The organism is Dolichospermum sp. FACHB-1091 (assembly GCF_014697585.1).
In the GTDB taxonomy this organism is placed as follows: domain Bacteria; phylum Cyanobacteriota; class Cyanobacteriia; order Cyanobacteriales; family Nostocaceae; genus Dolichospermum.
The window spans coordinates 150,462-163,623 of record NZ_JACJSB010000003.1 but is presented as its reverse complement, the minus strand read 5'-3'; the positions used below and the strand labels follow the sequence as shown (position 1 = coordinate 163,623).

Here is a 13,162-nt window from a genome sequence, read left to right as displayed (position 1 = left end):
TAAGATAAGTAAATACGGAAAATGTACTTATCGAGGTGAAGAATTATGGGCGTAGAGCCAGGGTATATCTTCAATTTACCGTTCTACCACTTTTTTGTATATATTGCGGACAGGTGTATTAGAAAAAATGTTTAATTTATCCAAAATGAATCGCTTTTGGCGTTTACCTGTAGGTAATAATTGGCAACAAAATAAGGGAAAGTCACCAGTTAAAGAGGTGGAAGATTCAATTCCTTTACGATTGCTAGTGCTGGTATTGGTTACATTGGGGATTGTAGCTACGGATATTGCGGGTGAAACTCAATTTAGTCTGTGGACAATACCACTGACTATGGTGGGGACATGGTGGAGTTACTACTGTCGTGGTCGTTCTAATATTCCAGTGCAGTTTTGTATTGCGATAGGAATGTTATTGGCTTTGGGGGCTTTTTTTGGCCGGTTTGCTGGTAATTGGAATGATACCCGGCTGAGTTTGGCAGAATTATTGATTCAATTGCAAGTGCTACACAGCTTTGATACACCTCGACGCAAAGATTTAGGGTATTCTATTGTAATTGGGTTGATATTGGTAGGTGTGGCGGCAACATTGAGTCAAACTATGGCCTTCGCGCCTGTGTTACTATTATTTTTGGCTGTTGCTTTGCCAACTTTGACCCTAGATTACCGTTCCCGTCTGGGTTTGAAGCAATCCAATGCTGAAAAATCCCCAAAAAAGAATTATCCTAGTTTTAATTTTAAATTTCTGATTTTAAATTTTTTGTTGATTGTGGCTTTAGGGCTGGGGATTTTTGCTATTTTACCCAGGTTTCCCGGTTATCAACTTCGATCTTTTCCTGTGAGTGCGCCGATTAAAGCCCCAGAAAATTTTACAGGACGTAGTATTATTAATCCGGGTTATGTGCGTGAAGGTAAGGGTAATAGTAATGATAGTGGTCGAGAGTCGGGAAATGCCGGCGAACCGGGGAAAATAGACGATAATTTTTATTACGGTTTCAATAGTGAGATGAACCAAAACCTGCGGGGAGAAATGAAACCCAAGGTAGTGATGCGTGTGCGATCGCAAGCGGAAGGATTTTGGCGCGTCCTGGCTTTTGACAATTATACAGGTAAAGGCTGGAAGATCTCCCGCCAGGATCAAGTTACCACCCTCAGACAATCACCTTGGTCTTACCGTATTTCTATTGACTCCCCACCCTTTATTAATATGACAAAGGAGGTGGTACAAACTTATAATTTGGTATCGGAATTGCCTAATCTAATTCCGGCGATGTCCTACCCGAAAGATTTATACTTTCCTACGCCAATGATAGCAGTTGATCAAGAAAATGGTTTACGTGCGCCAGTAGAGTTATCAGTAGGGCTAACATATACTGTAGTTTCAGATGTTCCCTACCGCGATCGCTCTTTGCTAGGTAAAGCCTCCACTAAATATCCAGCCAATATTAAAAAGTATTATCTGCAAGTTCCCCCAGAAATTGCCGATAAGGTGCGAAAACGGACTGAGGAAATACTGGCTAGTTATGATCAACAAAGGGTTTCCCGTTCTCCAGGTACTAAAAACCTCAATTCAGCTTACGAAAAAGCTCTCTATTTGGCTCAGTATCTCAAACAAAATTACGCCCTGCCCACAAATCCCTTAGAATTGCCTTATTTGGGTGAAAAGGATGATTTAGTGGCAACCTTTTTATTCAAAAATAAAGGTGGTTATCCCGACCATTTTTCTACTGTATTAACGGTAATGCTACGTTCAATTGGCATTCCAGCGCGGTTAGTAGCGGGATTTGCTCCGGGTGAGTTTAATCCCTTTACAGGTATGTATGTTGTCCGTAATACGGATGCTTACGCGATGACGGAAGTTTATTTTCCTAAGTATGGCTGGTTTAGCTTTGATCCAATTCCGGGACATCCCTTGATTCCCCCTTCCATAGAAGAAGAACAAACTTTTAGTGTTCTGCGTCAACTTTGGAATTGGGTGGCTGGTTGGCTACCTTCACCAATTACAGCTATTTTAAATACTGTGTTTGGGACGATATTTAAGTTGTTATTTCAAGGGATAGTCTGGTTTTTGGCTTTATTTACGAAAGGTTGGTTAGGGGTATTAACTGGTTTAATTGTGGTGACAATTGCGGCTTTCTTTGGTTGGTTAAGTTGGGGACAATGGCGCAGGTGGCTAAATATCCGTTGTTTAAATAAATTACCACCCATGGAAAGACTTTACCAACAAATGCTGCAATGGACTGCTAACAAGGGTTTAGGTAAGCATCCTAGTCAAACACCTCTAGAATACGCCCAGGTTTCATACCAATACCATTCTCTAGAGATAGCTGAAGTAATAGATGAAATCTGTCGTGCTTATGTAAGTTGGCGTTATGGTGATTATAATCCTAATTGGCGGCAGTTACAACAAAAATGGCAAAAATTAAAGAAAGACTCATCTGTTGACTTGTGAGGGATGAGACAGAGCCAAAAGAACAGCGTTCCTAGCCTCTAACCAGGAACGACAGAAATTCTGCAACTCCACAATTCAGTTAAATTCAGGACTTTTATAATTTATAATTCACGTAAATTCAGTATATATTTGGAAGAGGGAATAGGGAATAGACAGGAAATACAGAGATTCGTGTTTGTTCCGAAAATGTTGAATTAATTTTGCTCAGGCAGTTATTTTCAGTTGAATAGCCAATAATAAAGGCCGTTGATCTAATTCTGGGAACTCCACCGCCAAAGTATAAGTTGCAGCAATTCCATCAATTTGTAACTCTATAATTGGTATTTCGGAAGTCTCAGATTTTATAAAATCTTGAGTATTATTAGCCTGGAGGTGTAGAATCCCAGGTATGGGTAATTCACCCTCAACAATTAACTTCGTAAATTTGCCTATATTCCATAACTCTACTCGGATACTCAGAGTTCCCACAGTAGTCAGCCATTGTCTTTCCACTAAGGGCTGAGTAGATGAAATCGGCAAAGTTAAATTTTCGAGCAGTTGTTTAGCTGCCATTAAGGACAACGCCATTTGTTGACGTGGTAGTAAATCAAAATAATCGCTCTCAATATTAGGTGCTGTCAAAGTATCGGCAGAACGATAAGAGCTTCTCAAGACTAACCCAGCCAAATCATTAATAGTCTGGGTATCCTTAGGGAACATACTTTCCACCACCTGAACTAATTTAGCTCCTAGTGGTACAGGAGATGCCAATAATACGTGAGCTTTTTCTAACAATTGCCAGAAAACTTTCTCAGGGAGAGGAATAGGCAAATTCAACTTAGACTGATGGAGAGTCCACGCCCAAATAGGAACTAATTCGGGTGATTGTTCTTCAACACATTCAGGATACTCTACTAATTGTGTTTCCCAGGGGAACAAAGGTGGATTTTGTATTATTTGGTCTTGTAAACGACGCTTAATAATGGCTTGAAAACGTTCTTGCACAGTAGGAATTTCTCCCGATTGAAAGGTTTGGGGCCTTTCTCCCAAGCTCAGTTCACCATAAAAAGGCCACCGTCTTGAGATAAATGTCTACCCCGTCAATTTCCTCACATTCTAACAAGCCATACCCGTAGGTGTTGAAGTTATAATTTTTCAATACCCAAGCAAGTTGATAATTTTGTGAAGATTCACAAGTCACCATTCATGGGTAGATGCACTAGATCCGGAAACTAGGGAGTTACGAATTTCCCAAGCTTCTTCGAGAATCTTAAACCAACGTTTCTGTAATTGTGCCATTGACAAGCCGACAGTCTTGGCTATTTGCTCGTCAGATTTTCCCTGCTGTTTTAAATCTAAGATGAACTTTTGTTTATCATCTAGCTGGGCTAAATAAGTTTCCCATTGAATCGGAGTTAAACCCAAATTAGTGGGTAAAGAAACTTCTAGCCACTCATGGACCAATTCCCAGCGATGTAAAAGAGAAAACCGAATTAAATGATATTTAAAGCGTTGCTGTAAGTAATCACGCTGCCGAGATGTTAAACCCAAAATTGACTCAATTTCTGGTGCTGATAAATCCTGAAGACGAAGAGCAAAGTAATCGGCACAGTCAGATTGTTCTTTTTCCTTTAAATAGTTGATTAATTCTGTAATTACAACGGAGCGCAGCGTATCTTCTTCCGGTTCAGGTTGGGAAGCCATAGCCGAACGCAATTGATGAATAACAGGCTCTTCCCAAGAACTGTCAGACTCACCGCTACCTCCTTCCGAAGCTTGTTCTATATCTACACTTGTTTCTGGAGGTTGCTGTTTTGAGAAAGTTTGCGCTCGGAGAATAATTAGTTGTTGCTGTCTTCCAGGTAGGGGAATCCGGCGTTTACCATATCTCTCGGTAAATGCCATGTATTCTCCCAATTCCAATAGAGTCTGTGGGCGATAGGTGGGATCTAGTTGGTTCTCCCTTCTAAAAGCATTTAAAGCCTCCAGATAAAAACTCTGAAGAAAATCTTCAATGATAGTCAACCGCCCTTGATAGCTTAATTGCTTGTGAGGAGGATTAATATAACGATAAACGATGGCACTCAGTGTGCCGTGTAGTTCTACCCTGCCACGACTTGAACCTAATTGATAATATCGGATACACTGTTGTAAGCGATGTTTAGCTAGGCTCATGGCTGAACTTTCTATAGACCCGGAAGTTTGAATGCGTTTACTTTCATTACAAATCCGTAGGACTTCATTGGTAATTCTCACAGATACATCATGACAATTTTGCTCCGAAGCCCTAGTTGACTGTCGAAGCTCCCTAAACAGGAATTGAAAGATGACCTCGACGCTGATAGAAATTTTCCCCTGAGTAGTTGCGATTGTGGCTGAATTCATAGTCCCAGTTCTCAAAAAGACCCTAACATATTTTGGACACGACTTGTTAGACTTTGGATATTAGCTTCATAGTTTTTTTCTTGAACCCAAACTAATTTACATTGAGGGTGTGGCCGCCAAAAAATATTGAACTCGTAAATCTCAATTTTCTGGGGTCTTCCTCTCTTATGTTTTAGCCATTACCCAAAAGTCATTAACAATTCATGATGGATTTAGAAGCACAAATTCAATTGCTGATAGATAATGCACCCCAGGATGGTATGACACCACAACTTATGGTATCAATCGCTCCTGTGTTAATCGCTATTGCCCAAAGGTTAAAACACCACCAATACTTTATTCTCGAAAATTCTGACCATGATTGGGTTTTAACAACATTGAGCAACCGCGCAAATCCAGGAATAGAAAAGCAAGTTATTTACGCTTTCCCTACCATACAGGATGTTTCCCTAATCTCAGATGCTGGGCGTGACCCTCTTATGCTGCCAGCCTCCATGTACGTCACCCACCTTTTGTTCCAATTAGTAGCTGTCAAACCATTACACAGCATAGTTTTTGTAGAAACACCAGGAATTATCACTAATACTGTCGAAGTGCGACGATCTGAACTGGAAACACTGATTGGGCAACAACTACAAAAATTTAGACGCTCAAGAAAAGTTCCTCCCCATATTGCCTAAACAGCCCGAAAAATTCAAAAAAACATAGGAAATCAACTGGGATTAAGGAGATTTAACATCCAAAATCCCAAATCTTAAATCTCCCTAAATTTTTTAGTAGAGCCGACTGAGTACATGTCCAGTCAAATCCATTAAAGCTTGGCGTGATTCTGATGGATCTAAAATGCTGATATGCTCAGTGGCCAGTTTAGCATGGTGTGCAGCTAATTCTTTAGCACGCTCAATACCTCGACTATCATGAATTAGTGCCAATGCCTGCTCTAAATCCCCACTCTGGGCAAACTCTCTGGCAATTAAGGCCTCCAAGTCAGGTTTTTCTTCTAAGGCGTATAAAGCTGGTGCTGTTAGGTTGCCACTTTTGAGATCAGAACCGACTGGTTTACCCAGAGTTTCTGTTGAACTGGTGAAATCAAGAATATCATCTACTATCTGAAAGGAAAGACCTAAATGGCGACCATAACTATGCAAGTGTTCGGCAGTTTCTAGGGATGCTTCACTAATTAATCCAGCGGCTTTAGAACTGTTGGCAATTAATGACGCTGTTTTGTAATAGCTCTTTTGCAGGTAAGTTTCTGTAGAAAGACTAGCATCAAAACGATTTAGTCCTTGCTGGATTTCCCCAGCTGCTAAATCCATAATTACTTCTGAAAGTAGTTTGACAACATCCAAATTGTTGAGATTCGCTAAATACCACGAAGATTGAGCAAAGAGGAAATCCCCCGCAAGTACAGCAATGCGATTACCAAACAAACTATGTACAGTCGGTACACCACGGCGGACACTTGACTCATCTACTACATCATCATGTACCAAACTAGCTGTGTGGATCATTTCTGTAATTTCTGCTAATCGTCTGTGACGCGCTGTGATATCTTTGTTTAACATAGTCGCCCGCGATATAAGTAGCACTATGGCGGGTCTGATGCGCTTACCCCCAGCACCGAATAAATGTTCGGCTGCGGCATAAAGAATGGGGTGGCGATTTCCAACTAGCTGTTTAAGGTTATCTGCTAGTATTTGCAGGTCTGCTTCCACAGGGGCAAACAGGGAGGTGGCTGGGGTCATGGATGGGCGGACTCTGGCTTAGGTTACAAAAGTTTACATATCCTTTAATTTTAAGATAACCCAGTAGCACGGCAAAGTTTTCCTCCAGCAATCTGATTTTCAATATCTATATCTATGGTCACGAGGCAATATTGACATACTTCCTCGTCCTAAAATCCCAGGATTCCTTGCTTCATTGGGTTGTGCTAGCAAAATAGTCTTATTATCCCTCGACGTTCGTTGATAGTCTCCTCATGCCGTAAATAAGGCTACTATATCTTGTTTTATCATAAAGCTGTCCTAGAAGGACGGGGCTTTTATCCCATATTTTTGGTCAAAAGGAAAATTTTAGATTTATTCAGCAAACTCTCTATATGAGTTTGAAAATATGTTACGATGGGGGCTAATTCGCTAAAAACCCTATTAATGGGGTAAGGATTTTATTCGGTTTGAGACCTATTTTGAGAAAATTGGCATAGGTATTGAATCAGGAATTACTTAAAAATAATAGATTTTTGTTAACTTGAGGAAGAAGTAAGTAATGATCCAAGATGTAACGTGATACAAGCAACACTTATATTTAATAAATTTAAGCTGGTTGTCAGCAGTAAAAAAATTTAAAATTTAGTCTAGAAGATAGCTTCAAATTCAGGCCGATTGTGTTACGCTAGGTTGTAGAAATATTAAATTTTTCAGATTATTCACTTCCGAAGTAAAATCATCACAGCGTGTTTTTGCTCAGTAGTGTTGTGAGTCTAAAATAACTCCCTGCCAAAGAGAAGATGGAAATTATTCCTATTTAAACTCTGTACGGCAAGCATACCTTTTGAGTTGAATTATGCTTTTCCAATCATGGAACTAACTCAACGTATTCAGCCCACCTTGAGTATCAGCGCATATCTATTTAAATTGGTGTGAGGTCAATAACACAGGCTAGGTAGACTGCTGATGAGCGCAGTTATTGGTTACTATGTAGCAATCTTACTGCTGTCAGATGTATAGCCTGGGAAGGTTGATACTAAAGAAAATAAATGGACTGACCAGAGAAATTCGGGTTTTCCTCTGGAAGTCCTGGTGTAGCTAACTACAGAAATCAAGAAGACACTTGGTTGACTGGAGTTTTGCTAATTTTGTGTGCAATTTTATATTCCTTAGCAATCAAAGATGGTGGAACAATGATTTACGGAAATATGCCTATGATGATATTTATTTTAGCTGCTGGCTACTTATTTAGTGTATACCTATTATTAGCACTAGCAAAGCGAACGGGCAGGAAAGATGTTCGTCGAAGCAATTCTAATACTATCCGAGATAATTACAAGCAGCAGAGGGGACTAACTGCGAATGTCACCGGAGTAGTCAATAGTCAATGACGGGGACTTTCCAGGAGGGGAGGGGGGAAGCAGGGGAAGAATTTTCTTATTTTCTCTCCCTCGTGACTCCTGACTTTAAGATACAACTGCATCAGCAAAACATACCTGTTCTACCATGGGAGTATAGCCCAACCACTGGAAACCAGACTGAGTAAATTGTTGAGGACAACCGCTGACCGCGAAGCGGGTAGGCATGGGTGGATGAGTATTTTTAATACCTAATATGTCTAACTCTTGGGAGCAAGCTGCTACCACATAAACCGCCGGGTCAATTAGCTTGACTTGGGTGGGGAGGAGCGATCGCAAAACTGGTGATAAATGAGGATAATGGGTACAACCATAAACTAAAGTATCTATTTCTTGGTGAAGTAAAGGTTCTAGATAAGTTTTGGCTATTTGAGTAGTATAAGGGTCATGGATGCGATTTTGCTCAATTAGGGGGACAAACTCCGGACAACTGACCTGCCAAACTTGGACATTAGATTTAATTTCTAAAATAGCTTGACGATAGGCATTACTTTGAGCCGTTGCTGGGGTAGCAATAACACCAATACGCTGCCCTTGCTGAACAGCCGCCTTTGCACCCGGTAAAATCACACCTAAAATGGGGAAATCAAATTCTTGACGGACAATATCTAATGCCAGAGCCGAACTGGTGTTACAAGCCATAATTGCCATTTTAACCCGTTGCTGGTGCATCCAGTGGAGGATTTCCCGGACAAATTGCAGAATTTCTGTTTGAGAACGAATACCATAAGGAAGACGGGCTGTGTCCCCCACATAAATAATTGATTCATTGGGAAGCTGTTGATACAGTTGTCGCAGTACGGTTAGTCCGCCGACACCGCTATCAAATACCCCAATAGGAGCGCGTTGAGGTTCTTGAGGGGAGAAAGCATGAAAATGACTATCAAAAATAGAAGGTGAATACACAGCAAATATTAATTTAGATTGTGGTTAGTGGTAAATAGAAAACAATATACCATTTCCTAGTCCACTGAGGTACAAAATTATCTGCGTTTATCTGCGGTTAATTCTCTATTCCTGTACCTATGAGGATGGGAAATGCTATGATTAGCGTTGTTTTAAATAATTGAGAACACCACGAGCTATGCCCTCAGCCATACGAGTTTGATACTCTGATGATCCTAAACGGGGATTATCTTCTCGACCAGTCATATAACCTGTTTCCACTAAAATAGCAGGCATAGAATTTTTTCTCAGCACATAAAATCTAGCTTTACGAGTTCCTCGATTATTCAGGGTACTGATATTTTGGAGAATGGCTTGACGAACAGTTTCTGCTAAACCATAACCACTGTCATAATAATAGACTTCTAAGCCATTGACATCAGGGCGATTATCCACGGAATTGGCGTGAATGCTGACGAACAGAGTAGCATTAACACGCCTGGCTATATCTACCCGTCCTTGGAGTTCCACAAAAAAGTCAGCATCTCTAGTCAGTACCACCTGCACACCATTTTGCTCTAAAATCCTAGCCAATTTTATACTAATAGGTAGAACAACATCCTTTTCTAGCAACCCACCTAGTCCAGGAGCGCCAGAATCTTTACCACCATGTCCCGGATCAATAACTACTAAAATTTTCCCTTTAGGGACTGGTAGAGGTGGCTGGGGTTTTGTTTGAGAAGTATCTGCGCTAAAACTTGGGGGATCTGGTCGTGGTATAGGAGGGACAGGGGGTATAATTCCAGGGCGTTGAGCGCGGAGGGTAGTTTGTAATGGTAGTGCTAACAAACCAGAGGTGACTTGATTGAGTACACCAAAGCTAACACCGGAAGCAGGTTGAACAAGAACAACTACGGTATTGGGAGCTTGGGGTTGAAGACGGACTTTAAGAATAGGGCTGTGAGCATTAAAACTAGGACCTTGGACCTGATTGGCTAACTTAGCATTAGGAATGGTGATGCGAAATAGACCTGAGCTTCTATCCCAGCCAGTGGTAGCAGATATTCTTTGATCTGCCCGAATCAGTAGTTGTGTGCCGTTTCCACCCATTTCCACAGATTGAATAATCGCGGGGGAGTCATTAGCTGATGGTGTATAAGATTGATCATCATTATTAGATGATTTACTAACACGATCTGGGATGACGATAAAACCGCTATTACTGCTAGCCATTGCTCGCCAATTACGACTAGTGCTATCTAACTGCAAGGTCATGCGAACAACAGACGGACTACTTGGTAATTGGCTAAATTGGATGCGCCGGACACCATAGCGATTAATTAATAAATCCCGTTGTCCCATATTTGGTGATAAAGATGCACCAATGATATCAATGTTTACAGAGCGATGATCATTGCTGGGATTGACTTGCAATTGAGGATTACCACCACTGCTACTAATAAAAAAACCATCTCCTGTGACTTGTAATTTCTCTATCTGAACTACGGTTGCTGGCGATATTTCCTGTTTAGATGGGGTAATGGGATTTGTTGTGACTACATTGTAAATACTTTGAGGGGGCAGTGTAGTTTGAGATGATATATCTGAAGGCGGTAGTGTTGATGGTTCTTCAGTTTCCCCAGAAGCAACTTCTGGCTTCGGTAATTCTACTATCCAGCGGTTACTACTTATGGGAACAAATTTGATTAGGCTAGAGTTGAAGGTGTAACCAGGAGCAAGTTCTACAACTAAGCGTGTTGTTTGTGCGTCAAATTGCCCAATGCGGACAGCGCGAATTTGGCCACCAATTTGTTGTATTAATTGCGGACGACCAAATTCCGTCCCTGGTAAGTCAATTACCAAGCGAGTCGGGTCAAAAATCAGTTGGGCTTGGGGTTGGACAGCAGTAGATGTATTAATTTCCAGCCGATTTTGATTAGGATCAAACCGCCAAGATTCTAATTTTCCAGCCAAAGCAGGGGAAGATAGCATGAAGACCGTGCCAAAAGTGCTGGGTATTAACCAATGTAGTTTCACAATCCTTTCTCCTGATTTGCATTCATCATCATTTGTCAATATCTCAATTTAGAGGCTAATCTTCACACACTTCACCGCTTTAACTTTGACTTTGCTCAAGTCCAAGATTGTGGCGTTGCCATAATACACGGCTAATGGCGTAACATTTTAGCATATAATTTTAGTTTTAAGATTTTTTGAGCAAATTTATTTTTCTGGCATTGGTGATTATGTGTGGTGTTGAGTGTTATAAATTACTATTTATCTGGATCTTAAATACTGAAGAATCCCCTGGGCGATCGCATCTGCCATTTTATTTTGATAGGCTGGACTATTGAGATTGGTAACATCTTCTCTGCCAGTTACGAAACCAGTTTCTACTAAAATTGATGGCATGGAGTTTTTGCGAAGTACATAAAATCTGGCTTTGCGTACATTCCTGTCTCTAACATTGAGATTTTGCAGAATTTTACTATGGACAATGCGAGCTAATGTTAAACCATTATCATAATAATAGGTTTCTAAACCGTTGACTTCTGGACGATTCGCACCTGCTGAATTAGCGTGAATACTCACAAATACATCAGCTTTAGCCCGTTGGGCTATGGTTATTCTTCCTGGTAAGGTAACAAAGTAATCAGAATCTCTAGTCATAATCACCTGAATACCGTTTCGTTCCAAAACTTCAGCAATCCTTTTCCCAATGGGTAAAATGACATTTTTTTCCTGTACTCCCCCGATACCAACCGCACCTGAATCTTTACCACCATGTCCGGGGTCAATGACAACTACTAATTTTCCTTTGGGAACTGTGGGTTGAGGTCTGTTTTCTGGCTGTTGTGGATTTAGGTCAGGTATTTCTTGCTTTGGTGGTGATAAAGGTGGTAAGATTAAAGGTGGTCTCATTAAACGAGATCCTTGTAGTTTTAAAGCCAACAGGTTGTCTCCGGCTGGATTAATAGGTCCAAGGCTAATACCTGACGCAGGTTGAATAAAAATAACTACAGTATTTGGCGGTTGAGGTTGAAGACGGAGTTTGAGTATAGGACTATTAGTTTCAAAGGTGGGACTTTTGATATCCGGCGCTAAGTTAGCGTTGGGAATAGTAATGCGAAATAAACCAGTGCTTCTATCCCAACCAGTTGTCGCAGATACAGTTTGATCGGATCTAATCAGTAATTGTGTGCCATTATTCACAATTGCTACAGACTCAATAGTTGCAGTCGAGCCGTTATTATCGTTATTATTTATACTTGGCGGCAGATTCCCATTTTCAGGTAAACTCACAACTCCCCTGCTAGGAAGCAGAACTAAACCGCTGCTACTGGAAGTTACTCGCCAGTCAGGGCTATTTTCTTCTACCCTCAAGGTCATACGCACAGATGTTGGTGTGGTTCGCAATTGAGTAAATTCAATGCGGGAAACACCGTATTTATTAACTGCTAATTTTCCTGGGGTTAAGTTTGGTGATAAGGTTGTATCTAGGATATCAACAAATATAGTAGTTTTATCACGGCTTCTGATGGTTCTTGTTTGAGGACTACCGCCATTAGTACGAACAAAAAAGCCGTCACCAGTAATTTGTAAATTCTCTAACTGAGTTTTTCCCCCACTACTACTCGCTATTGGTGAAAACTCAGGTTTAGATTGGGGGACGATATTAACTAGATTGTAATTATTATTAGTAGTATTTTCAGGATTTTCCCCCTGGGGTGATAGAGACTCCCTTTCTAATTTTGGTAATTGTACAGTCCAACGATTAGCACGTTTAGGGACAAATTTTACCTGATTAGGGTCTAGGGTATAACCAGGACTCAATTCTAAAACTATCCGTGTTGTTTGTTCGTCAAACTGGCCAATACGAATTTCCCGCACTCCTCTACCAGGTTGGGTTAACTGAGAAGGTCCCAATTTTACACCCGGTAAGTCAATTACTAAGCGAGTGGGATTAAAAATTAGTTGTGCTTGTGGTTGGACACCACCACTTGTATTAATTTCTAACAGGTTTTGATTGGGGTAAAATCGCCAAGATTCCAGGGTTGTGGCTAAACTCGGCGACGATAGCATGAGTATACTTCCAAAAGTACCGGGTAGCAACCACTCTAATTTCACAGTTCTTTTCTCCTGATTTATATTTATTGAATTAGTGAATATCAAATTAATATCTTTAAATTTCTCAAAAATTTGATAATTTATGACACTATTTCCATTATTTTCCTACACCTGAGAGTAAGAAGTTTATCAAAAATCCCTACTACACAAACGGAGTCAATACTTAGACAAGTTTAGTCATACCCTGGACTAAGGAAAATTTCCGGGTTTTG

At 40.6% G+C, this 13,162-nt stretch carries 9 protein-coding genes; 3 read left to right on the top strand and 6 right to left on the bottom strand.

All coding sequences use genetic code 11. From position 1 onward, the window contains the following. Nucleotides 1–127 precede the first annotated feature (127 nt). Nucleotides 128–2,449: a DUF3488 and DUF4129 domain-containing transglutaminase family protein gene (locus H6G25_RS02860; RefSeq protein ID WP_242034868.1), complete on the top strand. Its 2,322-nt coding sequence runs from the start codon at nt 128–130 to the stop codon at nt 2,447–2,449. A 204-nt stretch (nt 2,450–2,653) separates the two neighbouring features. Here H6G25_RS02860 and H6G25_RS02855 read toward each other — a convergent pair whose 3' ends face one another. Beyond that, entirely contained in the window at nt 2,654–3,433 is a 780-nt protein-coding gene (locus H6G25_RS02855) for a PatU (RefSeq protein WP_347239141.1), read from the bottom strand. A 192-nt stretch (nt 3,434–3,625) separates the two neighbouring features. Beyond that, nucleotides 3,626–4,813: a heterocyst differentiation protein HetZ gene (gene hetZ / locus H6G25_RS02850; protein WP_190391168.1), complete on the bottom strand. Its 1,188-nt coding sequence runs from the start codon at nt 4,811–4,813 to the stop codon at nt 3,626–3,628. Between the two features lie 206 nt (nt 4,814–5,019). On the opposite strand from hetZ, the gene H6G25_RS02845 reads away from it, so the two are divergent. Next, the gene (locus tag H6G25_RS02845; RefSeq protein WP_190391244.1) at nt 5,020–5,493 is read left to right on the top strand and encodes a hypothetical protein; all 474 of its coding nucleotides are present in this window, start codon (nt 5,020–5,022) and stop codon (nt 5,491–5,493) included. A gap of 93 nt (nt 5,494–5,586) precedes the next feature. Here H6G25_RS02845 and sds read toward each other — a convergent pair whose 3' ends face one another. Beyond that, nucleotides 5,587–6,558 (bottom strand): solanesyl diphosphate synthase, encoded by a 972-nt coding sequence (gene sds, locus H6G25_RS02840; RefSeq protein ID WP_190391167.1) that lies wholly within the window; start codon nt 6,556–6,558, stop codon nt 5,587–5,589. 1,154 nt (nt 6,559–7,712) lie between these two features. On the opposite strand from sds, the gene H6G25_RS02835 reads away from it, so the two are divergent. Next, complete coding sequence (locus H6G25_RS02835) at nt 7,713–7,910, top strand: hypothetical protein (protein ID WP_190391243.1); 198 nt, start codon at nt 7,713–7,715, stop codon at nt 7,908–7,910. Between the two features lie 75 nt (nt 7,911–7,985). On the opposite strand, the gene murI is transcribed toward H6G25_RS02835, so the two are convergent. The 3 genes from murI to H6G25_RS02820 all read right to left on the bottom strand — a co-directional run bounded on the left by murI (nt 7,986) and on the right by H6G25_RS02820 (nt 12,950). Next, a complete protein-coding gene (murI, locus tag H6G25_RS02830; protein WP_190391166.1) occupies nt 7,986–8,843 on the bottom strand; it encodes a glutamate racemase in 858 nt (285 codons plus the stop codon). A gap of 141 nt (nt 8,844–8,984) precedes the next feature. Next, nucleotides 8,985–10,859 carry an N-acetylmuramoyl-L-alanine amidase gene (locus H6G25_RS02825; RefSeq protein WP_190391165.1) on the bottom strand — a complete coding sequence of 625 codons (1,875 nt, stop codon included), beginning with the start codon at nt 10,857–10,859 and terminating at the stop codon, nt 8,985–8,987. A gap of 240 nt (nt 10,860–11,099) precedes the next feature. Continuing rightward, complete coding sequence (locus H6G25_RS02820) at nt 11,100–12,950, bottom strand: N-acetylmuramoyl-L-alanine amidase (protein ID WP_190391164.1); 1,851 nt, start codon at nt 12,948–12,950, stop codon at nt 11,100–11,102. Between the last annotated feature and the right edge of the window lie 212 nt (nt 12,951–13,162).

Bases quoted from the DNA above. Each gene is read 5' to 3' on its own strand.
- H6G25_RS02860 (WP_242034868.1), top strand. From the start codon at position 128: ATGTTTAATTTATCCAAAATGAATCGCTTTTGGCGTTTACCTGTAGGT.
- hetZ (WP_190391168.1), bottom strand. From the start codon at position 4,813: ATGAATTCAGCCACAATCGCAACTACTCAGGGGAAAATTTCTATCAGC.
- H6G25_RS02845 (WP_190391244.1), top strand. From the start codon at position 5,020: ATGGATTTAGAAGCACAAATTCAATTGCTGATAGATAATGCACCCCAG.
- sds (WP_190391167.1), bottom strand. From the start codon at position 6,558: ATGACCCCAGCCACCTCCCTGTTTGCCCCTGTGGAAGCAGACCTGCAA.
- H6G25_RS02835 (WP_190391243.1), top strand. From the start codon at position 7,713: ATGATTTACGGAAATATGCCTATGATGATATTTATTTTAGCTGCTGGC.